The organism is Variovorax sp. FW301-JW7 (assembly GCF_058788795.1).
The window spans coordinates 383,272-407,598 of sequence record NZ_JBYTBC010000006.1; the positions used below are offsets into that span (position 1 = coordinate 383,272).

25 protein-coding genes are annotated in these 24,327 nt (G+C 68.3%); 9 read left to right on the forward strand and 16 right to left on the reverse strand.

From position 1 onward, the window contains the following. Window positions 1-28: 28 nt before the first annotated feature. The 3 genes from AC3WQM_RS19210 to murJ all read right to left on the reverse strand — a co-directional run bounded on the left by AC3WQM_RS19210 (window position 29) and on the right by murJ (window position 2,945). The gene (locus AC3WQM_RS19210) at window positions 29-457 is read right to left on the reverse strand and encodes a bleomycin resistance protein (protein WP_489058012.1); all 429 of its coding nucleotides are present in this window, start codon (window positions 455-457) and stop codon (window positions 29-31) included. A gap of 18 nt (window positions 458-475) precedes the next feature. After that, complete coding sequence (locus tag AC3WQM_RS19215; protein ID WP_489058011.1) at window positions 476-1,327, reverse strand: SirB1 family protein; 852 nt, start codon at window positions 1,325-1,327, stop codon at window positions 476-478. Between the two features lie 64 nt (window positions 1,328-1,391). Beyond that, window positions 1,392-2,945, reverse strand: a complete 1,554-nt coding sequence (gene murJ / locus AC3WQM_RS19220; protein ID WP_492680897.1) for a murein biosynthesis integral membrane protein MurJ — start codon at window positions 2,943-2,945, stop codon at window positions 1,392-1,394. Window positions 2,946-3,063: 118 nt separating this feature from the next. On the opposite strand from murJ, the gene rpsT reads away from it, so the two are divergent. Continuing rightward, window positions 3,064-3,378: a 30S ribosomal protein S20 gene (gene rpsT, locus AC3WQM_RS19225; protein WP_056571937.1), complete on the forward strand. Its 315-nt coding sequence runs from the start codon at window positions 3,064-3,066 to the stop codon at window positions 3,376-3,378. Between the two features lie 164 nt (window positions 3,379-3,542). Here the strand turns inward: rpsT and AC3WQM_RS19230 are convergent, their stop codons facing one another. Further along, window positions 3,543-3,881, reverse strand: coding sequence for a DUF3579 domain-containing protein (locus tag AC3WQM_RS19230; RefSeq protein WP_062477206.1), 339 nt, complete (start codon window positions 3,879-3,881; stop codon window positions 3,543-3,545). Between the two features lie 160 nt (window positions 3,882-4,041). Between AC3WQM_RS19230 and AC3WQM_RS19235 the strand changes: the two genes are divergently transcribed. Genes AC3WQM_RS19235 through AC3WQM_RS19250 form a run of 4 tightly spaced genes read left to right on the forward strand, consistent with a single transcriptional unit; the run spans window position 4,042 to window position 7,090 of the window. Beyond that, entirely contained in the window at window positions 4,042-5,253 is a 1,212-nt protein-coding gene (locus AC3WQM_RS19235) for an aspartate aminotransferase family protein (RefSeq protein WP_492680899.1), read from the forward strand. Further along, entirely contained in the window at window positions 5,250-6,185 is a 936-nt protein-coding gene (gene argF / locus AC3WQM_RS19240) for an ornithine carbamoyltransferase (protein WP_489058009.1), read from the forward strand. The genes AC3WQM_RS19235 and argF overlap by 4 nt, the downstream gene beginning before the upstream one ends. A gap of 30 nt (window positions 6,186-6,215) precedes the next feature. Continuing rightward, window positions 6,216-6,776: a DUF2867 domain-containing protein gene (locus tag AC3WQM_RS19245; protein WP_159275676.1), complete on the forward strand. Its 561-nt coding sequence runs from the start codon at window positions 6,216-6,218 to the stop codon at window positions 6,774-6,776. Then, window positions 6,773-7,090, forward strand: coding sequence for a YkgJ family cysteine cluster protein (locus AC3WQM_RS19250; protein ID WP_139706510.1), 318 nt, complete (start codon window positions 6,773-6,775; stop codon window positions 7,088-7,090). Before AC3WQM_RS19245 ends, AC3WQM_RS19250 begins: the two co-directional genes overlap by 4 nt. Window positions 7,091-7,102: 12 nt before the next feature. Here AC3WQM_RS19250 and AC3WQM_RS19255 read toward each other — a convergent pair whose 3' ends face one another. Next, the gene (locus tag AC3WQM_RS19255; protein WP_062477192.1) at window positions 7,103-7,579 is read right to left on the reverse strand and encodes an Lrp/AsnC family transcriptional regulator; all 477 of its coding nucleotides are present in this window, start codon (window positions 7,577-7,579) and stop codon (window positions 7,103-7,105) included. A gap of 175 nt (window positions 7,580-7,754) precedes the next feature. Between AC3WQM_RS19255 and kynB the strand changes: the two genes are divergently transcribed. From kynB to AC3WQM_RS19275, 4 genes are all read left to right on the forward strand, one after another. Then, window positions 7,755-8,399 (forward strand): arylformamidase, encoded by a 645-nt coding sequence (gene kynB / locus AC3WQM_RS19260; protein ID WP_492680901.1) that lies wholly within the window; start codon window positions 7,755-7,757, stop codon window positions 8,397-8,399. A 13-nt stretch (window positions 8,400-8,412) separates the two neighbouring features. Continuing rightward, complete coding sequence (kynU, locus tag AC3WQM_RS19265) at window positions 8,413-9,693, forward strand: kynureninase (protein WP_492680903.1); 1,281 nt, start codon at window positions 8,413-8,415, stop codon at window positions 9,691-9,693. Continuing rightward, window positions 9,690-10,550, forward strand: a complete 861-nt coding sequence (kynA, locus tag AC3WQM_RS19270) for a tryptophan 2,3-dioxygenase (protein WP_492680905.1) — start codon at window positions 9,690-9,692, stop codon at window positions 10,548-10,550. The genes kynU and kynA overlap by 4 nt, the downstream gene beginning before the upstream one ends. 93 nt (window positions 10,551-10,643) lie before the next feature. Next, window positions 10,644-11,897 (forward strand): SMI1/KNR4 family protein, encoded by a 1,254-nt coding sequence (locus AC3WQM_RS19275; RefSeq protein ID WP_492680907.1) that lies wholly within the window; start codon window positions 10,644-10,646, stop codon window positions 11,895-11,897. 304 nt (window positions 11,898-12,201) lie between these two features. Here AC3WQM_RS19275 and AC3WQM_RS19280 read toward each other — a convergent pair whose 3' ends face one another. The 11 genes from AC3WQM_RS19280 to AC3WQM_RS19330 all read right to left on the reverse strand — a co-directional run bounded on the left by AC3WQM_RS19280 (window position 12,202) and on the right by AC3WQM_RS19330 (window position 24,320). Next, window positions 12,202-13,386 (reverse strand): FAD-dependent monooxygenase, encoded by a 1,185-nt coding sequence (locus AC3WQM_RS19280; protein WP_492680909.1) that lies wholly within the window; start codon window positions 13,384-13,386, stop codon window positions 12,202-12,204. Between the two features lie 5 nt (window positions 13,387-13,391). After that, a complete protein-coding gene (locus AC3WQM_RS19285; protein ID WP_492680911.1) occupies window positions 13,392-13,694 on the reverse strand; it encodes a DUF6587 family protein in 303 nt (100 codons plus the stop codon). 27 nt (window positions 13,695-13,721) lie between these two features. Continuing rightward, window positions 13,722-15,617: a ferrous iron transporter B gene (gene feoB / locus AC3WQM_RS19290; RefSeq protein ID WP_492680913.1), complete on the reverse strand. Its 1,896-nt coding sequence runs from the start codon at window positions 15,615-15,617 to the stop codon at window positions 13,722-13,724. After that, a complete protein-coding gene (locus AC3WQM_RS19295; RefSeq protein ID WP_070062301.1) occupies window positions 15,610-15,909 on the reverse strand; it encodes a FeoA family protein in 300 nt (99 codons plus the stop codon). Before AC3WQM_RS19295 ends, feoB begins: the two co-directional genes overlap by 8 nt. A gap of 139 nt (window positions 15,910-16,048) precedes the next feature. Continuing rightward, window positions 16,049-16,885: an iron uptake system protein EfeO gene (gene efeO / locus AC3WQM_RS19300; protein WP_082818180.1), complete on the reverse strand. Its 837-nt coding sequence runs from the start codon at window positions 16,883-16,885 to the stop codon at window positions 16,049-16,051. A 48-nt stretch (window positions 16,886-16,933) separates the two neighbouring features. Next, window positions 16,934-18,244, reverse strand: coding sequence for an iron uptake transporter deferrochelatase/peroxidase subunit (efeB, locus tag AC3WQM_RS19305; RefSeq protein ID WP_492680915.1), 1,311 nt, complete (start codon window positions 18,242-18,244; stop codon window positions 16,934-16,936). Between the two features lie 16 nt (window positions 18,245-18,260). After that, a complete protein-coding gene (gene efeO, locus AC3WQM_RS19310; protein ID WP_492680917.1) occupies window positions 18,261-19,439 on the reverse strand; it encodes an iron uptake system protein EfeO in 1,179 nt (392 codons plus the stop codon). Between the two features lie 12 nt (window positions 19,440-19,451). Then, window positions 19,452-20,288, reverse strand: a complete 837-nt coding sequence (gene efeU, locus AC3WQM_RS19315; protein WP_492680919.1) for an iron uptake transporter permease EfeU — start codon at window positions 20,286-20,288, stop codon at window positions 19,452-19,454. Window positions 20,289-20,409: 121 nt separating this feature from the next. Continuing rightward, on the reverse strand, window positions 20,410-20,871 hold the full coding sequence (locus AC3WQM_RS19320) for a metallophosphoesterase family protein (protein WP_492680921.1): 462 nt from the start codon (window positions 20,869-20,871) through the stop codon (window positions 20,410-20,412). A gap of 4 nt (window positions 20,872-20,875) precedes the next feature. Continuing rightward, window positions 20,876-23,743 carry an aconitate hydratase gene (locus AC3WQM_RS19325; RefSeq protein WP_492680923.1) on the reverse strand — a complete coding sequence of 956 codons (2,868 nt, stop codon included), beginning with the start codon at window positions 23,741-23,743 and terminating at the stop codon, window positions 20,876-20,878. Between the two features lie 163 nt (window positions 23,744-23,906). Continuing rightward, a complete protein-coding gene (locus tag AC3WQM_RS19330; RefSeq protein ID WP_492680925.1) occupies window positions 23,907-24,320 on the reverse strand; it encodes a hypothetical protein in 414 nt (137 codons plus the stop codon). Window positions 24,321-24,327: the final 7 nt, after the last annotated feature.

A 24,327-nucleotide genomic window follows, 5' to 3' on the forward strand; every position in this document is an offset into this window, starting at 1 on the left:
TGCATCGATCTGTTTGTAATTTTGTGTTTCAGAGATAGCCGCAGAACCGCAGCACGTGGCCGTCGGGTTCGCGGATCGCGAATTCGCGCAGGCCCCAGGGCTGGGACGTGGGCGGCTCGATCACCGTCACGCCGCGCTTCACGTAGGCGGCATGCAGGCCGTCGATGTCCTTGCCGACGTGGATCACGATTTCGCCGCGCCAGGGCCGGGCCTCGCGGCTGCCGCATTGCCACAGGCGCAGGTACACCGGGTCGCCGTAGCTGCGGTCGCCCTTCTTCACGCGCGCATAGCTGGGCGGCTCGCCGGCGATGAAGTCGATCTCGAAACCCAGCACCTCGGAAAACCAGCGCGCGGCGCGCGAGACGTCGGACACCGGCAGCACCGGCTGCACGCCGTGGAATTCGTGCAGCGTGCCCAGGTCGGGCGCCGCGCTCACACCGGTGCGGGCGTCGGTCATGGGCGTTGTGGGCAGGCCCTAGTTGGCCAGGCGCCGCAGCAGCGCCACGCGCTCGGCGATCGCGTCGATGTCGAGCGCGTCTTCGGCGTTGGCGAGGTAGGTTTCGAGGTCGAGCACGGCCAATGCCGCATGGCCCTGCTCGGCATGCGCCACGCCGCGGTCGCGGTGCTCGCCCCAGGCGCTGGGCAAGAGCGCGATCAGGCGGTTCTGCACCGCGATGTAGCGCGGCCAGTCTTCCTGCGCGTGGTGCACTTCCTTCAGGTTGCGCAGCATGCGCGCAATGATCTCGCGCGGGCTCGCCGGCTCCAGGTACAGGCCCAGCGGCACGTCGAAGTCGCCGACCAGCCCGTTGCCGCGCTTGTAGGGTTCGAGCCGCTCGCTCAGATCCTCGCGCGAAAGCGACTTGCCGGTGAACGGGTCGATCACGACCTGCCCCTTGGGCAGCGTCACCTTGATCATGAAATGCCCCGGGAAACCGATGCCGCGCGTCTGCAGGCCCAGGCCCTGCGCCAGCTCCATCCACAGCACGGCCAGCGAGATCGGAATGCCGCGGCGGGTGCGCAGCACGGCGTTCAGGTAGCTGTTGTCGGGGTCGTAGTAGTCGTTGACGTTGCCGCCGAAATTCAGGTCGCTGAAGAAGAACTGGTTCAGCGCGCGCAGCCGGGCCAGCGGTGCGGCGTCGGCCGGCAGGCGGCGCTTGAGGCGCGCGAGCAGCTGGTCGACGTCGCCCAGCACCTGCTGCACGTCGAGTTCGGGGTATTCGTCCTGCGCGATGCTGGCCGCCGCTTCGAGCAGCGGAAAGTGGTCATCGCTGCCGACCAGCGACTCGAAATATTCCAGTGCCGTGGGAACCTGGTAGCTGAACGTCATATGGCTTTGTAGAGGAGCCCGCGGGGAGCGTCAAGGCAGTGTTTTCCGGCTCGCCAACGGCGCTTCAGCGGCGCATGAAACTGCGCAGGCGCACGCCTGCGGCGGTGAGCACGGCGAAATAAAGCAGCGCGGCGCCGGCGATGAGTGCGGCCAGAAGGCCGATGCGGTGCAGGCGCTGCGCGCGCAGGCCGACCCAGTCGAAATAGTGCGCGCCCCAGGCCAGCAGGACCGCCAGCACCACGGTGCCCAGCAGCACCTGCAGCGCGAACTTGCCCCAGCCGGGCTCGGGGGTGTAGCTGCCGCGGCGGATCAGGCCGATCAACAGCCACAGCGCGTTGACCAGCGCGCCGATGCCGATCGTCAGCGTCAGCGCCGCGTGCTGCAGCAGCGGCACCAGGAAGAAGTTGAGCACCTGTGTGAGCACCAGCACGGTGACGGCGATCAGCATGGGGGTGCGCGTGTCGTGCTTGGCGTAGTAGCCGGGCGCGAGCACCTTGACCGCCACGAGGCCGACCAGCCCCACGCCGTAGCCCATGAGCGCCACGGTGGTGCGGCCCACGTCTTCGCCGGTGTAGGCGCCGTTGTGGAACAGCACGGCCACCAGCGGCTTGGCGAACAGCAGCAGCGCCACGGCGCACGGCGCCGCCAGCAGCACCACGAGGCGCAGGCCCCAGTCGAGCAGCGACGAATAGCGCGCGTCGTCCTTGGCGGCGCGGGCGCCCGCGAGCTGCGGCATCAGCACCACGCCCAGCGCCACGCCGAGCATGGCGGTGGGGAATTCCATGAGCCGGTCGGCGTTGGTGACCCAGGTCACGCTGCCGGTGGCCAGGTGCGAGGCGATCTGCGTGTTGATGAGCAGCGAGATCTGCGCCACGCTCACGCCCAGCAGCGCCGGCAGCATGAGCTTCATGACCTTGCGGGTGGTCGGGTCGGTCCACGCGGCGCGCAACGCCTTGAAGCTGGCTCCGATGCGCGGCATGAGCCCCAGCGCGCGCAGCGCCGGGATCTGCAGGGCCAGTTGCAGCACGCCGCCGACCATCACGCCCACGCACTGGGCATAGATCGGTTCGATGCCGTAGCGGCGGAACAGCGGCGCGCCGATGGAGATCGACAGGATCAGCGCGATGTTGAGCAGCACCGGCGACGCCGCCGGCACCGCGAACTTGCGCCAGGTGTTGAGGATGCCGCCCGCCAGCGCCACCAGCGACATGAAGCCGATGTAGGGGAACATCCAGCGCGTCATGACCACGGCGGCGTCGAAGCCCTTCAGGCCGCTGGCCATGGCCCAGACCAGCAGTGGCGCACCGGCCACGCCCGCCACGCACAGCACCACCAGGGCCCAGGTCAGCAGCGTGGCGACGTGGTCGACCAGCTCCCGGGCGCCCTCCTGCCCCGCTTCGGTCTTGCGCGCGGCCAGCACCGGCACGAAGGCCTGGCTGAAGGCGCCCTCGCCGAACACGCGGCGAAACAGGTTGGGGATGCGAAAGGCGACGTTGAAGGCGTCGGTGAGCGCGCTGACGCCGAACACCGAGGCAAACAGCACGTCGCGCACGAGGCCCGTGATCCGCGAAGCGAGGGTCAGCAGGGAGACGGTGGAGGCAGATTTGAACAGGGACACGGGGGCGAGTGTAGGGCTGCGAAAGGTGGCAAAAGCAGGCAATTCGGCAAAAACCGGAACCCGGCCTATAATGGAGGGCTTTGCTGCATCATCCTCAGACACCTAAGGAACACTAAATATGGCATCCGCCAAGCCCAAGAAGAAGAACCCGCGCCTCGCGTCGGGCCGCAAGCGCGTCCGCCAGGACGTCAAGCTCAACGCTGCGAACACCTCGCTGCGCTCCAAATACCGTACCGCTGTCAAGAACGTCGAAAAGGCTGTTCTGGCTGGCGACAAGACCAAGGCAAGCGAACTGTTCGCGAAGGCCCAGAGCATCGTCGACACCGTCGCCGACAAGGGCATCTTCCACAAGAACAAGGCAGCCCGCGACAAGAGCCGTCTGTCGGCCAAGGTCAAGGCCCTCGCCCTCGCGCCTGAAAAGGCCGCCGCCTGACACCTGTCAGGCAAGCCCGGACCGGAATCCTCCGGTCCGCCGTTTGATCGGGGTGCGCTGCAGCAAGCAAAAGTGAAAAACCGCCTTCGGGCGGTTTTTTCATGGGCGCTCGAAAAGCGTCCAGGCGCGAGCAACCCGCGCAGCCCAAAAAAAAGACCTGGAAGTCAGGTCTTTTTGGGAGGGGGCGGCGTGTCCGCCGGGTCGGGCACCAGGCAGGCCTCGGCCACCTGGAGGTTGTTGTCTTTCGCGAAGTTCACGCAGAAGTCCCAGGCCATGGGCTCGGCGTCGCGCAGGGCGCGGTTCACCACCACGCATTTCACGCCGTTGATGGTCGTGGGAATGCACCAGGGCGAATAGCTCAGGTGGCTGCCCGGGTAGGCGCCGCCGGGGCGGAAGGAGCACATGACGCCGGCGAGGCGTTCGGCCCAGTCGCTGGGACGAAAAGTGCGGCCATCGTGGGTGATGCCCTGGATGAAGATTTCTTTGGCGTTGGGGGAAATCATCGTGAAGTGAGGCGACCGGAACAGGTGCTGCGGTGCAGCAAGCGATTCTATCCGGCGGCCTTTTTGCATCCTGAACAGGGGGCATTGCTGTGATGCGGAATCCTCAACGAAGCCGTCAAATCGCACGCCTAGAATTCGTGTTCCCTATCTGGAGTACCGAATGAGCGCCACCGCCCAGCAACCCACCTCGCCCCACGTCATGAACACCTACGGTCGCCTGCCGATCGCGCTGTCGCACGGCCAGGGCTGCCGAGTCTGGGACACCACGGGCAAGGTCTACCTCGACGGCCTGGGCGGCATCGCCGTCAATACGCTGGGCCACAACCACCCCGAGCTGGTGCCCGCCCTGCAGGACCAGCTGACCAAGCTGATCCACAGCTCCAACTACTACCACGTGACCGGCCAGGAACAGCTCGCCACCAAGCTCACCGAGCTGTCGGGCCTGACCAACGCCTTCTTCTGCTGTACCGGCCTGGAAGCCAACGAAGCGGCCCTGAAGCTGGCCCGCAAGTTCGGTCACGACAAGGGCATCGAACGCCCTGAGATCGTCGTCTACGAAGCCGCCTTCCACGGCCGCAGCATCGCCACGCTGTCGGCCACCGGCAACCCCAAGGTGCAGGCCGGCTTCGGCCCGCTGGTCGAAGGCTTCATCCGCGTGCCGCTGAACGACATCGAGGCGCTGAAGAAGGCCACCGAAGGCAACCCCAACGTGGTCGCCGTGTTCTTCGAAACCATCCAGGGCGAAGGCGGCATCCACCCGATGCGCGTCGAGTATCTGAAGCAGGTGCGCGCCCTGTGCGACGAGCGCGACTGGCTCATGATGATCGACGAAGTGCAATGCGGCATGGGCCGCACCGGCAAGTGGTTCGCGCACCAGTGGGCGGGCATCAAGCCCGACGTGATGCCGCTGGCCAAGGGCCTGGGCTCGGGCGTGCCGATCGGCGCCGTCGTGGCCGGCCCCAAGGCCGCCAACATCTTCGGCCCGGGCAACCACGGCACCACCTTCGGCGGCAACCCGCTGGCCATGCGCGCCGGTGTGGAAACCATCCGCATCATGGAAGAGCACAAGCTGCTCGAGAACGCCGCCACCGTGGGCGCGCACCTGAAGGCCGCACTGGAGCGCGAAATCGGCAGCCTGCCGGGCGTGAAGGAAATCCGCGGCCAGGGCCTGATGCTGGGCATCGAGCTCGACCGCCCCTGCGGCGTGATCCTGAACCGCGCCTGCGACGCCGGCCTGCTGCTGAGCGTCACGGCCGACAAGGTGATCCGCCTCGTGCCGCCGCTCATCCTGAGCATTGCCGAAGCCGACGAGATCGTTGCGATCCTCGCGCCGATCGTCAAAACCTTCCTCTCGGAGCCCGTTGCGCAATGACGACCGCCGCCGCACCGAACGCCCTGCGCCACTACCTGCAGTTCTCGGACTTCACGGCCGACGAGTACGTCTACCTCTTCGATCGCATGGCGATCATCAAGAAGAAGTTCAAGACGTATGAAAAGCACCAGCCGCTGGTCGACCGCACACTGGCCATGATCTTCGAGAAGGCCAGCACGCGCACCCGCGTGAGCTTCGAGGCCGGCATGTACCAGCTCGGCGGCAGCGTGGTGCACCTGACCACGGGCGACAGCCAGCTGGGCCGCGCCGAGCCCATCGAGGACAGCGCCAAGGTCATCAGCCGCATGGTCGACCTGGTGATGATCCGCACCTACGAGCAGACCAAGATCGACGCCTTCGCCGCGCACTCGCGCGTGCCCGTCATCAACGGCCTGACCAACGAGTTCCACCCCTGCCAGATCCTGGCGGATATCTTCACCTACATCGAGCACCGCGGCTCCATCCAGGGCAAGACGGTGGCGTGGGTGGGCGACGGCAACAACATGGCCAACACCTGGCTGCAGGCCGCCGAGATCCTGGGCTTCACCGTGCACGTGAGCACGCCCAGCGGCTACGAGGTCGACCAATCGATCGCCGGCATCCGCTCGGGCGACAGCTACAAGGTCTTCAAGGACCCGATGGAAGCCTGCCGCGGCGCCGACCTGGTCACCACCGACGTGTGGACCAGCATGGGCTACGAGGCCGAGAACGAGGCGCGCCGCAAGGCTTTTGCCGACTGGTGCGTCGACGAGGACATGATGCGCATCGCCCAGACCGACGCCCTCTTCATGCACTGCCTGCCCGCGCACCGCGGCGAGGAAGTGCAGGCCGAAGTCATCGACGGCCCGCAGTCGGTGGTGTGGGACGAGGCCGAGAACCGCCTGCACGCACAGAAGGCGCTGATGGAGTTCCTGCTGCTCGGCAGGCTCTGACATCGATCCACTGAACCCACGAGGCGCCGCATGGAGCTGATGAACCGCTACCTGCCGCGCTACCAGTTCGCGGAGACGCACAGCCTCCACGTGCCCGCATCGCCCGCGCGTGTGCTCGACGTGGCGGCCCGCCCCGAGATCACCGACGACCCCGTGGCGCGCAGCCTGATCGCGCTGCGCGAACTTCCGAACCGGCTGGCCAGCCGGCTCGGGCTGGCCGCTCCCACGCTGCGCCAGCGCGAGGCCTTCGGTTTTGCCGACTTCACGCCGCTGGGGCGCGACGGCGAGCGCGAACTGGCCTTCGGGCTGGCCGGCCGCTTCTGGCGCTTCGACTACGGCCTGGTCCCGCTGGCCGACGGCCCGGCCTTCGCCGCGCTCGACGCCACGGGCCTGGCCAAGCTGGTGCTCCACTTCACGGCCGAGCCCGAAGGCACGGGCACGCGCCTCACCACCCGCACCCGGGTCTGGTGCGGCGACGCCGCCGCGCAACGCCGCTTCACCGCCTACTGGCTGCTGATCCGTCCCGCGAGCGGGCTGATCCGCCGCCGCATGCTGCAGCGCGTGCGTGACGCCGCGCTGCTCGCCTCATGAATCCCTGCCAGACCTGCGGCGCCTGCTGCGCCAGCTACCGCGTCGACTTCAGCGTCCACGAGCTCGACGACCACGGCGGCCGCGTGCCCTCGGGCCTGGCGGTCGACGTGAACGACGCCCTGTGCCGCATGCGCGGCACCGACCACACGCCGCCGCGCTGCGCCGCGCTCACCGGCAAGATCGGCCAGTCGGTGGCCTGCGGCATCTACGAATGGCGGCCCAACCCCTGCCACGAACTGCAGGCTGGCAGCGACGCCTGCCAGCGCGCGCGCCTGCGGCATGGGCTGCCGATGCTGTCCGACGAACTGCACTGACGACAGGCCAGGTCAGGCCACGGGCACCGGCAACCCGCCCAGTTGCCCCTTGAACTCCTGCAGCGAGAAATGCGTCTGCACATGGCGCACGCCCGGCAGGCGGTGCAGCTTGCGCTGCAGCAGGTCGGAGTACGCATCGAGGTCCTTCGCGACCACCACGAGGATGAAATCCGCCGGCCCCGAGATGCCGTGGAACATCACCACCTCGGGAATCGCGCACACCGCGTCCTCGAAGGCGCGCGACGAGATCTCGGTCTGGTGGTCGATGCCGACCATCACGAAGGCCAGCACGCCGAAGCCCAGCGCGCGCCGGTTCAGGCCCGCGTGGTAGCCGCCGATCACGCCGTCGTCCTCCAGCTTCTTCACCCGCCGCCAGCACGGCGACTGCGACAGGTGCGCCATCTGCGCCAGCTCGCCCGAGGTCAGGCGGGCGTTGTCCTGCAGCGCGCGCAGCAGCTGGAGGTCGGTTCGGTCGAGGTCGGCTTGCATGATCTGTTCTCCAATTCCTGTCGAATGAATAGATTATTCATTCTTTCGATGATTGATGGATAACTTCTCGACTCATGGCGATCACTGCGCATAGCATTCGGCACCCGCCGGCCCCTTGTGGACCGACACCAACCGGCCCACACTGCCCTTTTCTTCCTTCGCCCTGCCGCCCGCCATGACCGCCCCGCTCCGACTCTGGGACATCTCCGCCCCCGTGCACGCCGGCAGCCCGGTGTTCCCGGGCGACACGCCGTATTCGCAGCAGTGGTGCGCCACCATCGGCCCCGGCTGTCCGGTCAACGTGAGCGCGATCACGCTGTCGCCGCACGTGGGCACCCATGCCGACGCGCCGCTGCACTACGCCCCCGAAGGCCAGACCATCGGCCAGGTCGACCTCACGCCCTTTCTCGGCCCGTGCCGCGTGATCCACGCGATCGGCCGCGGCCCGCTGGTCACCTGGGAGCACATCGCCCATGCCGTGAACGACACGCTGCCCCCGCGCGTGCTGGTGCGCACCTACCCGGCCATGCCCGTCGACCACTGGGACCCACAGCTCGCGGCCTACGCGCCCGCCACCGTCGAACGCCTGGCGGCCATGGGCGTGAAGCTCATCGGCATCGACACCGCCAGCATCGACCCGGCCGACAGCAAGACGCTCGACAGCCACCAGCGCATCCGCCACCTCGACCTGCGCGTGCTCGAGAACCTCGTGCTCGACGACGTGCCCGAGGGCGACTATGAACTCATCGCGCTGCCGCTGAAGCTGACGAGCGCCGATGCCTCCCCCGTGCGCGCCGTGCTGCGCGAACTTCCCCGCTGAAACCCTCCCTTCCATGACGACGACCCTCGCCGACTGCCGCGCCCTCGACGCGCAAGACCCGCTGCGCGCCCTGCGCGACCAATTCACCCTGCCCGAGGGCGTGCTCTACCTCGACGGCAACTCGCTCGGCGTGCTGCCCAAGGCCGCGCCCGCGCGCATCGCCGACGTGGTGGCCAAGGAATGGGGCGAAGGCCTGATCCGCTCGTGGAACACCGCGAGCTGGTTCGACCTGCCGCAGCGCCTGGGCGACAAGGTGGCCCGCCTGATCGGCGCCGCGCCCGGCGAAGTGGTGTGCACCGACAGCACCTCCGTCAATCTCTACAAGGTGCTGTTCGCGGCGCTCTCGCAGCAGAAGGCAAGCGGCCGCAAGCTGGTGATCAGCGAGCGCAGCAACTTCCCCACCGACCTGTACATCGCCGAATCGCTGTGCCGCGAACGCGGCTTCACGCTGAAGCTGATCGATGCAGCCGAGCTGCCTGCTGCGCTGACCGACGAGGTCGCCGTGCTCATGCTCACGCACGTCAACTACCGCACCGGCGCCATGCACGACGTTAAGGCCGTCACCGCCGCCGCGCACGCCGCGGGCGTGCTCACCGTGTGGGACCTGGCGCACAGCGCGGGCGCCGTGCCCGTGGCACTGAACGACAGCAACGCCGACTACGCCATCGGCTGCGGCTACAAGTACCTCAACGGCGGCCCCGGCGCGCCGGCCTTCGCGTGGGTGAACACCAAGCACGCGGGCCAGTTCGAGCAGCCGCTGTCGGGCTGGTGGGGCCACGCGGCGCCCTTCGAGTTCACGCCGCACTACCGCCCCGCGCCGGGCGTCGGTCGCTACCTGTGCGGCACGCAACCGGTCATCGCGCTGGCCGGCCTCGAATGCGGGCTCGACACCGTGCTGGCCGCCGAAGCCTTCAACGGCACCGGCGGTGCGATGGCCGCGCTGCGCACCAAGTCGCTCGCGCTCACCGACCTGTTCATCCGCCTGGTCGAAGAACGCTGCGCCGGCCAGGGCCTGTCGCTCGTCACGCCTCGCGACCACGCACTGCGCGGCTCGCAGGTGTGCCTCAGCCGCGAGGAAGGCGCCTACGCCATCGTGCAGGCCCTGATCGCGCGCGGCGTGATCGGCGACTACCGCGCCGGCGATTCGCAGATGCCCGACATCCTGCGCTTCGGCTTCACGCCGCTGTATCTCGGCTTCGAGGACGTGTGGCACTCGGTCGAACACCTCGTGCAGGTGCTCGAGACCGGCGAGTGGCGACGCGCCGAATTCAACCGCAAGAACGCAGTGACATGAGCACCGACAACGACAACAACAAGACCCCCGAGTCCATCGTCCACGAAGAGAAGGCTCAGCTGGACTTCAGCAAGTCCATGAGCTATGGCGACTACCTGCACCTCGACGAGATCCTGAACGCGCAGCACCCGCTGTCGCCCGCGCACGACGAGATGCTGTTCATCGTGCAGCACCAGACCAGCGAACTCTGGATGAAGCTCATGCTGCACGAGCTGCACGCCGCCGTGCAGTGCATCGCGCAAGAGCGCCTGCCTGACGCCTTCAAGATGCTCGCGCGCGTGAGCCGCATCATGGAACAGCTGGTGAGCGCATGGACCGTGCTCTCGACCATGACGCCGCCCGAGTACACAGCCATGCGCCCCTACCTCGCCAACTCCAGCGGCTTCCAGAGTGCGCAGTACCGCTGCATCGAGTTCCTGCTCGGCAACAAGAACGCCGCCATGCTCAAGCCGCACGCGCACCGCGCCGACCTGCTCGCGCAGGTGGACGCGGCCTACCGCGCGCCCTCTCTGTACGACGAGTCGCTGCGCCTGCTCGCACGCCACGGCCTGCCCGTGCCCGCCGACCGCCTGGAGCGCGACTGGACCCAGCCCTACGAATCGAGCGACGGCGTCGAGGCCGCCTGGCTCACGGTCTACCGCAACCCGCACAACCACTGGGACCTGTACCAGCTCGGCGAAAAACTCACCGACCTCGAAGACGCCTTCCGCCTCTGGCGCTTCCGCCACGTGACCACCGTGGAGCGCGTGATCGGCTTCAAGCGCGGCACCGGCGGCACGGGCGGCGTGAGCTACCTGCGCAAGATGCTCGACGTGGTGCTGTTCCCCGAGATCTGGAAGCTGCGCACCGATCTGTAGCGCGACATGCGGGGTTCGCGGTGGCCCCGGGCGAACGAGGGTTGCTCCATCGGCGCAAAGCGCTACATTTTGGAGAACACGGAGGCTGCTGCCATGAACAACAACACCTCGTTCTCTGTTGAAGAGCTCTCCACCTTGCGCGAACACGGCGTCGTGCTGTTCGCCGATCGCGTGATCTTCGACGCGCAGCCGCCGATGCCGCAGCAGCAGATCGACGCGGTGCAAGCGCTGTGCGCCGGCCCGCTGCCCGAAGCGCTGGTCGCGCTGTGGCAGCACACGGCGGGCGGGCGCCTCGATTACGACCTGGCGCTGCCGATGAACGGCAACGTCGAAAGCGTCAGCTGGTCGGAGCTGTTCTGGGACGGCAGCGACGGCTACCGCGACCTGCAGGGCTGGATCGAACATGAGCAGGAACTCGCCGAGGAAGCGGCCGAAGACAGCGGCACGCCCTGGAGCGGCAAGCTCACGCACCTGCCCTTCGGCGGCTTCGAGTACTGCGACCGCGTCTACGCGGTGGTCGAGCCCGGCGCCACGCACGGCCAGGTCATCGCGTGGAAGCAGGGCCTGCCGCCGGCCTGGACCCACGCGCTGCACGAGGACGGCCTGAGCCCCGTCGCGGCCGACCTGTATGGTGCCTTCGCGGCGCTGCATCTCGACGAAGACCCGCTGGCGCCGACGGGCGACTACTTCTCGGGGCAGGCACTGCTCGCCTATCTCGACGACCGCCATGAGGGCTACGGGCTGGACCTCGACCTGATGGACAAGCTGGTCACCTTCTATTGCCGCGCCATCGTCGACTGGCGCACGCCGCTGGCCGACGGCACGCTGCGCCATCACCCGGCGCTCGCACGCGCGGCACTGCGCCACGCGATTGCCACCGACGACGCTGCGCTGGTCGCCGAACTTGCCGCCGCGGGCCTGAACTTCGAAGGGCCGCATGAAGGCAGTGCACTCGCCACCGACGTGGCCGTGGGACACAGCGCCTTCGCCGCCGCGGCAGCGCTGGTGCGCGCAGGCGCGCCGGTCGCGCCCGACGTGCTGCGCAACATCGACGGCCAGATCTCGCCCGAACTCACGCGCGCCCTGCTGGACAACGGCGCCGAGCCCACCGTGGCGGCCATCGTGAAGTGCGCGGCCTGCGGCGCGCCCGCCAGCGCACACCTGATCGCCGACGCCTGCACGCAGATCGGCATCGACGTGCCGCCGGCCTTCGTGGCCGATCGCGACGCGATGCTGGTCGAACTGGAAACCACGCTCGCGCAGATGCGCGATGGGACGCAGGGGCATTACCTGGGGCAGGAAGGTCTTGCTGAGCGCATCGAGCATCTGCAGACGTTCCGGCTCTGACGCGTTGAGGCCTTTATTCAGGGCGCAATCACGCCGACGGGGCACCTTGCTCCGCGAATGTCCCCCGGGGCTTCGCCCCTCCTCCTTGATTTCGCTGCGCAAGGCACCCCATCAGCGTGATCATTGTCAGCCGAGGTCGTTGATCAGCGAGCACCAGCAGCGTGCCCGGGTACACAGGGCATCGGGTGCTCCCCGCAGCGAAATCAAGGAGGAGCCGAAGGCGGGGGACATTCGCGGAGGGGAGTACCCGGTGCCCTGTGCACGGACCCCGAACAGGAGCGCCAACAACGAGCGCTCCCGAGAATCAGCCCCCGTACAACCACGGCTGATCCAGCAGCCGCGAACCCAACACCCGCATCGCCACGTCGCGCCCCAAGCGCACCGCCCCCGTGGCATGAAAGATCTCACCGTTGCGACGCGCCCGCGCCTGCACCTGCGCATTGCGTTCCCAGCGCGCCTCGGCATAGCGCGCGAACGCAGCCGGCACACCCAACGCCGACGTATCGCCCAAGGCATCCGCCAATGCGATCGCATCCTCGATCGCCATGCCCGCCCCTTGCGCAAGGTACGGCACCATCGGATGCGCAGCATCGCCCACCAGCGCGACGCGCTCATGCGCCATGTCACCAGGTCCGGCCACAGGCGCCCGATCGCTCAGCGTCCACGCGCGCCAGCTCGGCATGGCGTCGAGCAATGACTGAAGGCTCGCACAGCTGCGACCCATCGCCTGCTTCAGTGCCACCAGGCTGCTGGCCTGATCCCAATCGCGCGCATCGCCAGCGGGTGCAGATTCGGCAATCACGACGACGTTGAGCGCATCCCCCGCGCGCACCGGGTACGCGACCGCATGCAAACGCGGCCCGAGCCACACATCGACGCGCGAACGACGCAGCGGCGCAGGCAGATCGGCCTGACGCACCAACGCACGCCAGGCCGTGTGCCCGGTCACGCGCGGCGGCACTTCGGCAGATTCGGATTCGAGCTGCGCGCGCACCAGGCTCCACAGGCCATCGGCGCCCACCAGCGCCTCACCCTCCCACGCACGCGCGTCGGTGCTCGAGACGCAAACGAGGTCGTCGCTGGTCTCGACCTGCCGGATGCGCGCGGCCGTGACCAGCGAGCCCGTGCCCTGCGCGCGCACGGCGTCGAGCAGCAGCGTGTGCAGGTCGGCGCGGTGCACGCAGCAGTACGGTGCGCCGTAGCGCTGCTGCATGGCATCGCCCAGCGGCATGCGGGCCAGTTCGGCGCCGCTGCCGGCGCTGTGGACCACCAGCGCCTCGGGGCGCGCCGCGATGGCGTCGAGGCCGCGGCCAAGGTCGAGTTGCTGAAGGCGGCGGGTGGCGTTGGGGCCGAGCTGCACGCCGGCGCCGATTTCGCCGAAGTCGGCGGCCTGTTCGAAGACGTCGGCGCGGTGGTGAGCGCGGGACAGCGCCAGCGCCGTGGCCAGCCCCCCGATCCCGCCCCCGGCGACGAGGATGTGCGCGGGCATCGGACTCAGCGTCCGGTGCTGGGCGTGGTGGAGGTCAGCGCGGGGCTGCTGTGGCTGTCGGCCGGGTCGGCGCCAGCGGGTTTCTTGGGGGCACAGCTGCCGCAGCTGTCGCACGAGCCGCAGCCCGAGGTCTTGGCCAGCGAAGCGGCGAGTTGATCGGCGCGGGCCTGATCGACGAGGCCCGCGCGCTGCGTGCCGGCCGCGAACTTGCGCGCGGCGCCACGGCGCCAGCCGGCAGGCATCCAGCGCCAGACCGCGTAGAGCGCGGCGGCCGCGACGATCAATCCGACGATCAGTTGCTGTGTCATGTCTTCTTCAACCCTTTCCCTGTGGTTTTACCCCGCGCCGAAAGCGAGTGCAATGCGATAGGTCAAGAAGCATGCCACGTATGCCAGGGCGAACAAGTAGCCCGCCATGATCCACACGTATTTCCAGGAGCCGGTTTCGCGCTTGACGGCCGCCAGCGTCGAGATGCACTGCGGCGCGAACACGTACCAGACCAGCAGCGACAGCGCCGTCGCCAGCGACCAGCTGCCGGCGATGAGCGGCTCCAGCGCGCTGGCCACGTCGTCGCCGGTGGCCGAGAGCGCGTACACCGTGCCCAGCGCGCCCACCGCGACTTCGCGCGCGGCCATGCCCGGCACCAGCGCGATGGAAATCTGCCAGTTGAAGCCGATGGGCGCGAAGATGTGCTCCAGCCCGCGGCCGATCATGCCGGCCAGGCTGTACTGGATGGCGGGGCCGGTCGCGCCTTCGGGTGGCGACGGGAAGGTCGACAAAAACCACAGCAGGATCGTGAGCGTGAGGATGATCGTGCCCACGCGCTGGATGAAGATCCACGCCCGCTCGTACAAACCGAGCAGCAGGTTGCGTGGATTCGGCCAGCGGTAGGCCGGCAGCTCCATCAAGAGCGGCGAATGCCTCGTGCTGTCGCGGAAGCGCTTCATGACCCAAGCCACGGCCATCGCCGAGACGATGCCGAACACATACAGCGCGAACAGCACCACGCCCTGCAGGTTGAACACGCCGCCGACGGTGCGCGCCGGAATGAAGGCCGCGATCAGCAGCGCATACACCGGCAGCCGCGCCGAGCAGGTCATGAGCGGCGCGATCATGATGGTCGTGATGCGGTCGCGCCAGTTGCTGATGGTGCGTGTGGCCATCACGCCCGGAATGGCGCAGGCAAAGCTCGACAGCAGCGGAATGAACGAGCGGCCCGACAGGCCCACGGTGCCCATCAGGCGGTCGAGCAGGAAGGCCGCGCGCGGCAGGTAGCCGGAGTCTTCGAGCGCCAGGATGAACAGGAACAGGATCAGGATCTGCGGCAGGAACACGATCACGCCGCCCACGCCCGCGATCACGCCGTCGACCAGCAGGCTCTGCAGCATGCCTTCGGGCATGTGCGCCTTGATCAGGTTGCCCAGACCTTCGGTGCCGGCCTTGATGGCGTCCATCGGCACGTTGGCCCAGCTGAACACGGCCTGGAACATCAGGAACATGGTGACGGCCAGCACCAGCATGCCCCACACCGGGTGCATGACGACGCGGTCGATGCGGTCGCTGGTGTCCAGGCTGCCCACGGGCTCCTTCACGGCCAGGCCGAGGATGCGGCGCACCTCGCGCTGCGTGGCGAGCACGTCGTCCAGGCCGGGCGCCTGCCACGGCTGCGGCGCGGCGGCGGCGACCGGTGCGTCGAGCGCTTCGAGCAGGTTCTTCGCGCCACCGGTGTGGACACCCACGGTCTCGATCACCGGCACGCCGAGTTCGCGCGAGAGCACGGCGGTGTCGACCGCGATGCCCTGCTTCTTGGCCATGTCGGTCATGTTGAGCGCCACCACCATCGGCAGGCCCAGCTGGCGCGCTTCGAGCACCAGACGCAGGTTCAGGCGCAGGTTGGTGGCGTCGGTCACGCACACGAGCAGATCGGGCAGTGCCTCGTTGCTCTGGCCGGTGACGATGTCGCGCGTGACGGCTTCGTCGGCACTCAGCGCGTTCAGGCTGTAGGCGCCCGGCAGGTCGAGCACGAAGACGCGGCGGCCGGTCGGCGTGCGCAGCGTGCCTTCCTTGCGCTCGACGGTCACGCCGGCGTAGTTGGCCACCTTCTGGCGGCTGCCGGTCAGGAGGTTGAAGAGCGCGGTCTTGCCGCAGTTCGGGTTGCCCAGCAGCGCGATGCGCCCGGGCTGCGCGGTGGCGCCGAGGCGGCCCGGCCCCTGGATGACGGCTTCAACCATGGTTCGCGGCCCCCGGCGTGACGTGGATCAGCGCGGCCTCGTGGCGGCGCAGCGCGAAGGTGGTGTGGCCCAGGCGCACGGCCAGCGGCTCGCGGCCCGGGGTGCCGGTGGCGACGATGCGCACGGCCTCGCCCGGCACGAAGCCGATTTCGGTCAGGCGCAGCACCAGCTCGCGGTCGTCCGCGCTGTCGGGGCGGGCCACGTCGAGCACGGTGGCCCACTGATGGGACGGAAGCTGGTCGAGGCTCAGCGCGGTGGTGGTCGGCGCTGCGCCGAGGTCGTTGTTTCGCACGGTGGAGGTGCGCCCCCCGGAAACCCCGGGGCACGCCAGTAAGCAAAAGCCAGATGCTAGCAATTCTCACTCGCGAAAACCTGACCAACCCCAAAAAGTACCGGGTGTCGGCCAGGAAACGGCGCCCCCAGGGCCGGATTCAGTTCAATCCGAGCATCCCGCGCAGCTTCGAGAGGTCTTCGGCCAGCGTATTCACCCGGCCGGCCAGCATCTTGCGGTCGCGCTCGGTGAGCTTCGAGTAGGTTTCGAAGCCGCCGTCGGCCGTGCGGTACTTGGCCAGCGTGTCGAACACCACCTTGAAGTTGGCGTCGGCCTTCTCGGCAAACGGCTTGTCCTGCTTCACGACCAGTGGGCGCAGCAGCTCGACAATCTTGTAGGCGCCCTCGAAATTCGACTGGAAATCCCACAGGTCGGTGTGGCTGTAGCGGTTTTCCTCGCCGGAGATCTTGGTGGCGGCCACCTCTTCCATCAGCACGGCGGCGCCGCCCACGACCTTCTCGGGCGGGAAGGTCAGCGCGCCCAGGCGCTTTTGCAGCTCGAGCACGTCGGCCAGCAGCTTGTCGGCCACGGGATTCAGGTCCTTGGTGCTCTTGAGCGTCCACAGGCTGTACTCGATGCGGTGGAAGCCGATGAAGGCCGGGTCTTTCTCGGCCTTCTCGTGGTCGTCCGCGCGCGAGTCGATCGACTGGTCGAGGTCGGTGAACAACTCGGCCACGGGCTCCACGCGTTCGTAGCTGGTGCGCGTGGGCGCGTAGAGCTTCTTGGCCTTCTCGATGTCGCCGGCCTTCACGGCGGCGGTGAACACGCGCACGTCGGCGGCCAGCTTGCGCACGTTCTGCGTCACGTAGATCTTGTAGTCCGAGATCGGACCGACCAGCTCGAGCGGCGACACGGCGGCCTGCGCGCCGACGGCGTAGAGCCCGGCAAAGCCTGCGACGAAAGCGGCGAGGAAGCGGCGGCGGAACTGCACGGTCATGGATCTCCTTGGATGCGATGCGGTGGTGATGAAAAGGGAAAGCAAGGCTCAGGCGGCCAGCAGGCTGCGCCCGAGCCAGTCGTCGGCGCCCTGCACGCCGGGCAGCGTGAAGAAGAAGCCGCCGCCGATGGGCTTGATGTATTCCTCGAGCGGCTCACCGTCGAGGCGGGTCTGCACGGCGACAAAGCCCTTCTCGAGGTCGGCCTGGTAGCAGATGAACAGCAGGCCCATCTCGAGCTGGCCCGACTTGGTGACGCCGTTCGAGTAGTTGAAGGGCCGGCGCAGCATCAGGTTGGCGTCCGAGGCCTTGGTGCGCGGGTTCGCCAGGCGGATGTGCGCGTCCATCGGCGTCGCCTTGCCTTCGGGGTCCTTCGTGTAGTCGGGCACGTCGTGCTCGGTCTTGCCGCCGTCCAGCGGCGCGCCGCTGGGCTTGAGGCGGCCCATGATGGCCTCCTGCTCCTGCAGCGGCGTGCGGTCCCAGCGCTCGACGAAGTTGCGGATGATGCGCACCGCCTGGTAGCTGCCGCCCACGGCCCAGGCGGGCTCGTCGCCGTTCGGCTGCACCCAGACGTGCTTGTTCATGAGCGTGTCGTCGGCCGAGTCGGGGTTGGCCGAGCCGTCGCGAAAACCGAGGAAGTTGCGCGCGCTCTCCGCCGGCTGGCCCGCCACGGCCGGGATCGGCGGCACGGAGCCCTCCTGCTTCCAGTGCAGCACCAGCAGGTCGGGCGTGTTCTTGATGATGTCGCGCAGCGCGTGGATGTTGGTGTCGGGCGTGTTGGCGCAGAACTGGATCGACAGGTCGCCGTGGCACAGCGCCGCATCGAGCGCGTCGTTCGGATGGCGCTGCATCGGCTTCAGGCGCAGCGGCTTTTTCTTGTCGAGGCCGAAGCGCTCGTCGAACAGCGAGGCACCGACCGACACGGTCACGGTCAGCCCGTCGGGCTGCACCACCGGGCCGAGGATGCCGGAGCCCGCGGGCGGCAGCTTGGGGTCGGGGTCGGTCTGCGGGCCGCCCTGCGTGAGGAAGGCGATGCGCTCGGTGAGCGTGCGCATCAGCCGCTCCAGGTCGGCGCGGCTCTCGGCCAGCACGTAGAACGAGGCGATCATGCCGGCCGTCGGACGCGGCGTGACCACGCCCGCCTGGTGCTTGCCGCGGAAGGGCACGCGGTCTTGCGTGTGGGTGCTCTGCGGTGCGTCGGTGACCTGTGCGCCGGTGTCGGGCGTGCCCGGAATGGCCGCGCCGGCGCGCGCGCTGGCGGCGAGCCCGGCAAAGGCCACGCCCGCGGCGCCGAGCATGCGGCGGCGGTGCGGCGAGGCGGGATGTCCCGCGACGGGGTCGTTCTTCTTCGTCTGTTCCATGGCGTTCGTTCTCAACTCATTCCAGACCGAGCGCGGCGTTCACCTTGCCCAGTTCCTCGGCCAGCGCGCGCACCGGCACGGCCAGCGCCTGGCGCTGCGCGTCGTCCAGCGGCGCGGGCTGGAAACCTTCGCCGGCGCGGTACGGCGCCAGTGCGGCGTCGAAGGCGGCAAAGCGCTCGTCCACGGCCTTCTGCTGCGCGGGCGCGGCCTTCACGAGCAGCGGCTGCAGCAGGTCGGCGATCTTCTTCGTGCCTTCGTAGCTGCCCTGCAGGTTCACCAGCTCGGCATGGCCGTAGTGGTCTTCACCGCCGGCGGGCAGGTTGTCGGCCACGCGGCGCAGCAGCTTCGAGGCGGCGCTGGCGAGCCGCTCGGGCGGCACGCTCAGTGCGCGAAGGCGCGCCTGCAGCGTCTCGACGTCGGCCAGCAGCTTCTCGAGGACCGGGGCCAGCGCCTTCGCATCGCCCTGGCCGTACAGCGCGTACTCGATGCGGTGGAAGCCGCTGAAGCCCGGGTCGGCCTCGCGCTTCTCGAAGTAGTCGGCGCGGGCGTTGATGCGCGCGTCGAGGTCGGCGAACAGCTCGGCCATCGGCTCGATGCGCTTGTAGGCCTGGTGGGCCGGCGCGTAGAGCGCGCGCGCCTGCGCCAGGTCGCCCGCCTTGACGGCGTCGGCCAGCGCGCGCACCGCGTCGTCGAGCGTGGCGGCCTCCAGCCGCAGGAACACCTGGTACTCGGCCAGCGCGCCCACGTAGTTGACGAGCGAGGGCCGCGCCTCCTCGGCCAGCGAGGCCGCCGACGGCGTGACGTGCAGCTTGCCGCGCGGGTTGCTCAGCAGGCCGCAGGTGATGGCGAAGTCGCCCGGCGAGAGCTTGACCGTCATGGTCTGCGAGAAGCCGGGCGCGATGTTCTCGCGCTCTTCCACCACCATCACGCCGTCGAGAATTTCCCACTCCAGCGCGCGGTTCGACTGGTTCACGATGGTGAAGGTCGTGCGCCCCGCGGGCACGGTGATCTCGTTCGGCTCGCAGGCGTTGCCGCGGATCGTGACGGTGACGGCATGGTCGACCGCCTTGGGCGGCGCCTTGCGCGCCTCGTTCGAGGCGTACCAGAAGGCCGCGAGCCCGGCGACGACCAGCAGCGCCGAGGCGCCCACGGCGACGCGCATGAGCGTCGATGACGAAGAAGAGGAAGAAGACATCGGGGAAAAAGATCAGCTGGCGGCAGCCGTGCGCGGCACCGGCGCGGCGGCCGGGCGCAGGAAGAAGAACAGGGCCACGGCCAGGAAGGCCAGGTAGACGATCACCTCGCCCACCACGGGCGCGGCCTGGTAGCCCAGCAGGCCCGACAGCACGGCGCCCACGGGGCTGTCCATCGGCAGGGTTTCGCTCATGTCGAACACCACGGTCTGCAGCTGGTTCCACACACCGGCCTCGTGCAGCTTGCGCAGCACGCCGGCCAGCAACCCGGCTGCGACCAGCAGGATGAACAGGCCCGTGAAGCGGAAGAAGCGGCGCAGGTCGAGCCGCACGCCGCCCGAGTAGATGCCCCAGCCGACCACCACCGACACGGCGATGCCCGCGAGCGCGCCCACGGGCGCTTCCCAGCCGGTGCTCTGCTGGAACACGGCCAGCAGGAAGAAGACCGACTCCAGCCCCTCGCGCGCGACCGCCAGGAACACCATGCCGATGAGCGCCCAGCCCTGCCCGTCGGCATGCTGCGCCAGCGCCTTGTCGATCGACGCATGCAGCTCGCCCTTGATGGAGCGGGCCGCCTTGCGCATCCAGAACACCATCGAGGTCAGCATGACCACGGCGATGAGCCCCACCACGCCTTCGAACAGCTCCTGCTGCTTCTGCGGAAACTCGGCCGCCAGCAGTTGCAGGCCGGCACCGGCGAACAGCGACAGCGCGGTGGCCAGCAGCACGCCGACCCACACCGCGGGCATCAGCCTGCCGCGACCGCTTTGTTTCAGGTAACTGGCAACGATGCCGACGATCAGCGCGGCCTCGATGCCTTCGCGCAGCATGATGAGAAAGGGAATGAGCATCTCGGAACAGAAGAACGTTCTTTGAAAATGCCCCGATGTGGTGCATTTTTCAAAGAACGGCCCGAGGATACCCCATCAAATAAGATTTATTCTCAATTAGGGGTATTCGACCCCGCCCCGCTCACAGGGGCAGTTCGACGATGCGCGCGCCGACGGTGTCGCCGTCGACGATCAGTTCGGCCACGGCGATAGGCAGCTTGAATCGGCGCGGGCCGGCGCTGCCCGGGTTCACGTAGAGCACGCCGTCGCGTTCTTCGACCTTGGGTTGGTGCGAGTGGCCGGAGATCACGACACGCACGCCGGCACCGGCGGGGTCGATGTCGATCTGAGAAAGGTCGTGGATCGCGTAGACATGCACGTCGCCGACCTTCAGGAATGCCGTCTCTGGAATGGCCCCGGCCCACGCCTCGCGGTCGTTGTTGCCGCGCACCACCGTCAGCGGCGCGATCGCGGCGAGGGCGTCGAGGATGCCGGCGTCGCCGATGTCCCCGCCGTGCACGATGAAGTCGCTGCCCTGCAAGGCCGCCACGGCCTGCGGGCGCAGCAGGCCGTGGGTGTCGGAGATGAGCCCGACGCGGATCAAGCGATCAGGCCGCCAGCAACTGCCGCAGCACGAACGGCAGGATGCCGCCGTGCTTGTAATAGTCGACCTCGATCGGCGTGTCGATGCGCAGGCGCACCGTCACCTCCTGGTGCGTGCCGTCGGCGCGGTGCACGACCAGCTTCACGTCCATCTGCGGCTTGAGTTCGCCGCCGATCACGACGTCGATCTTTTCCTCGCCCGTGAGGCCCAGCGTCTGCCACGAGTCGGCGCCGCGGAACTGCAGCGGCAGCACGCCCATGCCGACCAGGTTGGCGCGGTGGATGCGCTCGAAGCTGCGCGCCACCACGGCCTTGATGCCCAAGAGCTGCGTGCCCTTGGCGGCCCAGTCGCGCGACGAGCCCGTGCCGTACTCCTCGCCGCCGAACACGATGGTGGGCGTGCCCGCTTCCATGTACTTCATGGCGGCGTCGTAGATGAACATCTTCTGGTTGCCGGGCTGGAACAGCGTGACGCCGCCCTCTTCCTGCGTGCCGTTGGCATCCGGCGGAATCATCAGGTTCTTGATGCGCACGTTGGCGAACGTGCCGCGCACCATCACGTCGTGGTTGCCGCGGCGCGAGCCGTAGCTGTTGAAGTCGGCCTTGGGCACGCCGTGCGCCTTGAGCCAGATGCCCGCAGGCGAGCTTTCCTTGATGGAGCCGGCCGGCGAGATGTGGTCGGTGGTGATCGAGTCGCCGAACAGCGCCATGATGCGCGCGCCCTGGATGCCGGCATCCGACGCGTGCGGCTGCATCTGGAAGCCTTCGAAGAACGGTGGCTCGGCGATGTAGGTCGAGGTCGGCCAGTCGTACACCTGGCCGGTCGTGCCCTTGATGCTCGTCCAGAACTTGCCCGGATCGCTCTTGACCTTCTCGTAGTTCGCGCGGAACGACTTGGCGTTCATCGCGAAGCGCAGGTTGTCGTCGATCTCCTTCGGCGTGGGCCAGATGTCGCCCAGGTACACGTCCTTGCCGCCCTTGCCCTTGCCCACGGGCTGGGTCATGAGGTCGGTCATCACGTTGCCCGCGATGGCAAAAGCGACCACCAGCGGCGGCGAGGCCAGGAAGTTGGCCTTCAGGTTCGGGTGGATGCGCGCCTCGAAGTTGCGGTTGCCCGAGAGCACGGCCGCGCCGATGAGGTCGTTCTTGGTGATGGCTTCGTTGATCTCGGGCGTGAGGTCGCCGGCATTGCCGATGCAGGTGGTGCAGCCGTAGCCCGCGAGGTAGAAGCCCAGCTTCTCCAGGTACGGCAGCAGGCCCGCCTTCTCCAGGTATTCGGTGACGATGCGCGAGCCCGGGGCCAGCGAGGTCTTGATGTGCGGCTGCACCTTCAGGCCCGCTTCCACCGCCTTCTTGGCCAGGATGCCGGCCGCGAGCATCACGCTCGGGTTGGAGGTGTTGGTGCACGAGGTGATGGCCGCAATGAGCACGTCGCCGTTGCCGATGGTGACGTCGCCCTTGGGCGCCGACGGTGCCGTGGCGCTGGTGTGGGCCGCGGCCTTGGTGGAACGGTTGGCGACCATCTCGACCAGTTCGCGCGGCGAACCGGCGGGCGGCGCCGCCGCCTCTTCGTCGCCGCCCTGGCCGGCGCTGACCAGCGGGTAACGCTGCTTGAGCTTCTCGGCCGGCTGGTTGAAGCCGTTGGCGTCGTTGGGCTTGCTGTACAGCTCGGCGAACTTGGTCGACAGGTGGCCCAGGTCGATGCGGTCCTGCGGGCGCTTGGGGCCGGCCAGGCTGGGCGAGACGGTGCCCAGGTCGAGCTTGACGATCTTGGTGTAGTCGATGTCGCCCGGGGCGGGCATGCCGAACAGGCCCTGCGCCTTGTAGTAGGCGGCGAAGCGCTCCACTTCTTCCTTGGTGCGGCCGGTGCCTTCGAAGTAGGCCACGGTCATCTCGTCGACCGGGAAGAAGCCCATGGTGGCGCCGTACTCGGGCGCCATGTTGCCGATGGTGGCACGGTCGGGCACCGCGATCGATGCGGCACCGGGGCCGAAGAACTCGACGAACTTGCCCACCACCTTTTCACCGCGCAGGATGGCGGTGACGTACAGCACCAGGTCGGTGGCCGTGACGCCTTCGCGCAGCTTGCCGGTGAGCTCGAAGCCCACCACGTCGGGCGTGAGCATGTAGACCGGCTGGCCCAGCATGGCGGCCTCGGCCTCGATGCCGCCCACGCCCCAGCCGACCACGCCGATGCCGTTGATCATGGTGGTGTGGCTGTCGGTGCCCACCAGCGAGTCGGGGTAGTACACCGGCGTGTCGCTCTTGTCGGCCGGGCTCTTGTAGACGCCGCGCGCAAAGTATTCGAGGTTGACCTGGTGCACGATGCCGAAGCCCGGCGGCACGACGCCGAAGGTGTCGAAGGCCTGCATGCCCCACTTCATGAACTGGTAGCGCTCGTTGTTGCGCTGGAACTCCAGTTTCATGTTCAGGTCGAGCGCCTTGGGCGTGCCGTAGTAGTCGACCATCACCGAGTGGTCGACCACCAGGTCGACGGGCACCAGCGGCTCGATGGTCTTGGGCGACTTGTTCAGCTTGGCGGCCACGCTGCGCATGGCGGCCAGGTCGGCCAGCAGCGGCACGCCGGTGAAGTCCTGCAGCACCACGCGGGTGACGACAAAGGGAATTTCGTCGGTGCGCTCGGCGTTGGGCGCCCAGTGGGCCAGCTCCTCGACGTGCTTGGCCGACACCTTCTGGCCGTCGCAGTTGCGCAGCACCGACTCGAGCACGATGCGGATCGACACCGGCAGGCGTTCCACGGTCGGGTACTGCTTGGCCAGTTCCTTCAGCGACCAGTACTTGCCGGACTTGCCCGACGCGGTCTTGAAGGTCTTGAGGGTGGACGCAAACGCGTGCGCCGGGGCTTTGGCCATGAGAAGACTCCTGTGTGTTCGTGGAAGCTCCTCAAGGATAGCGAGGTTCAATGTCAGTGGCTGTAGTCGGTCTTCCTTGTCGGGCTCTCCCGGAACTATCGTTCTCATAGCAAAAACGCCCGCCGCACGGGGTGCAGCGGGCGCGGGGCGGACGGTCAGACGCTCAGGCCATCGCCATATCGGTAGCACCCCGGGTGCGGCGCAGCCCGGTCCATTGCAGCTCGGCCAGCACGACGACGCACAGCGCCTGCGCCAGCACCCAGGCCATGCCGAGCGCAGTGACCGCGAACACGCCGCTCACCAGGAGGGCCACGCAGGCCACCGCCCAGGCGAAGTTGCCGACGATCACGAGGCCGATCAGCGTGCGCGGCGGCGTGGCGCGGCTGGCCATGAAGGCGGCGGCGGCCGCATAGGCCAGCAGGAACACGCCGGTGCCCATGAGCAGCCAGGCCGGCAGGCCGGTCAGGGTGGCAAGGACGTCGGTGAACGCCACCTGCAGCGCGCCGGTCGCGGCGCACGAAGCGGCATCGGCCCACATCACGTTCGACAGGAAGCGGGGGGAAGCGAAAACAGACATGTGGATC

What these genes read in the sequence shown, in the direction of transcription:
- kynU (WP_492680903.1), top strand. Translation starts at nt 8,413, where the DNA reads ATGACGACGACCCTCGCCGACTGCCGCGCCCTCGACGCGCAAGACCCG.
- feoB (WP_492680913.1), bottom strand. Translation starts at nt 15,617, where the DNA reads ATGGTTGAAGCCGTCATCCAGGGGCCGGGCCGCCTCGGCGCCACCGCG.
- AC3WQM_RS19250 (WP_139706510.1), top strand. Translation starts at nt 6,773, where the DNA reads ATGAATCCCTGCCAGACCTGCGGCGCCTGCTGCGCCAGCTACCGCGTC.
- AC3WQM_RS19215 (WP_489058011.1), bottom strand. Translation starts at nt 1,327, where the DNA reads ATGACGTTCAGCTACCAGGTTCCCACGGCACTGGAATATTTCGAGTCG.
- efeB (WP_492680915.1), bottom strand. Translation starts at nt 18,244, where the DNA reads ATGGAACAGACGAAGAAGAACGACCCCGTCGCGGGACATCCCGCCTCG.
- AC3WQM_RS19325 (WP_492680923.1), bottom strand. Translation starts at nt 23,743, where the DNA reads ATGGCCAAAGCCCCGGCGCACGCGTTTGCGTCCACCCTCAAGACCTTC.
- AC3WQM_RS19285 (WP_492680911.1), bottom strand. Translation starts at nt 13,694, where the DNA reads ATGACACAGCAACTGATCGTCGGATTGATCGTCGCGGCCGCCGCGCTC.
- kynA (WP_492680905.1), top strand. Translation starts at nt 9,690, where the DNA reads ATGAGCACCGACAACGACAACAACAAGACCCCCGAGTCCATCGTCCAC.
- AC3WQM_RS19245 (WP_159275676.1), top strand. Translation starts at nt 6,216, where the DNA reads ATGGAGCTGATGAACCGCTACCTGCCGCGCTACCAGTTCGCGGAGACG.
- AC3WQM_RS19230 (WP_062477206.1), bottom strand. Translation starts at nt 3,881, where the DNA reads ATGATTTCCCCCAACGCCAAAGAAATCTTCATCCAGGGCATCACCCAC.
- efeO (WP_082818180.1), bottom strand. Translation starts at nt 16,885, where the DNA reads ATGACCGTGCAGTTCCGCCGCCGCTTCCTCGCCGCTTTCGTCGCAGGC.
- argF (WP_489058009.1), top strand. Translation starts at nt 5,250, where the DNA reads ATGACGACCGCCGCCGCACCGAACGCCCTGCGCCACTACCTGCAGTTC.
- efeO (WP_492680917.1), bottom strand. Translation starts at nt 19,439, where the DNA reads ATGTCTTCTTCCTCTTCTTCGTCATCGACGCTCATGCGCGTCGCCGTG.
- AC3WQM_RS19280 (WP_492680909.1), bottom strand. Translation starts at nt 13,386, where the DNA reads ATGCCCGCGCACATCCTCGTCGCCGGGGGCGGGATCGGGGGGCTGGCC.
- rpsT (WP_056571937.1), top strand. Translation starts at nt 3,064, where the DNA reads ATGGCATCCGCCAAGCCCAAGAAGAAGAACCCGCGCCTCGCGTCGGGC.
- kynB (WP_492680901.1), top strand. Translation starts at nt 7,755, where the DNA reads ATGACCGCCCCGCTCCGACTCTGGGACATCTCCGCCCCCGTGCACGCC.
- efeU (WP_492680919.1), bottom strand. Translation starts at nt 20,288, where the DNA reads ATGCTCATTCCCTTTCTCATCATGCTGCGCGAAGGCATCGAGGCCGCG.
- AC3WQM_RS19210 (WP_489058012.1), bottom strand. Translation starts at nt 457, where the DNA reads ATGACCGACGCCCGCACCGGTGTGAGCGCGGCGCCCGACCTGGGCACG.
- AC3WQM_RS19235 (WP_492680899.1), top strand. Translation starts at nt 4,042, where the DNA reads ATGAGCGCCACCGCCCAGCAACCCACCTCGCCCCACGTCATGAACACC.
- AC3WQM_RS19255 (WP_062477192.1), bottom strand. Translation starts at nt 7,579, where the DNA reads ATGCAAGCCGACCTCGACCGAACCGACCTCCAGCTGCTGCGCGCGCTG.
- AC3WQM_RS19275 (WP_492680907.1), top strand. Translation starts at nt 10,644, where the DNA reads ATGAACAACAACACCTCGTTCTCTGTTGAAGAGCTCTCCACCTTGCGC.
- AC3WQM_RS19330 (WP_492680925.1), bottom strand. Translation starts at nt 24,320, where the DNA reads ATGTCTGTTTTCGCTTCCCCCCGCTTCCTGTCGAACGTGATGTGGGCC.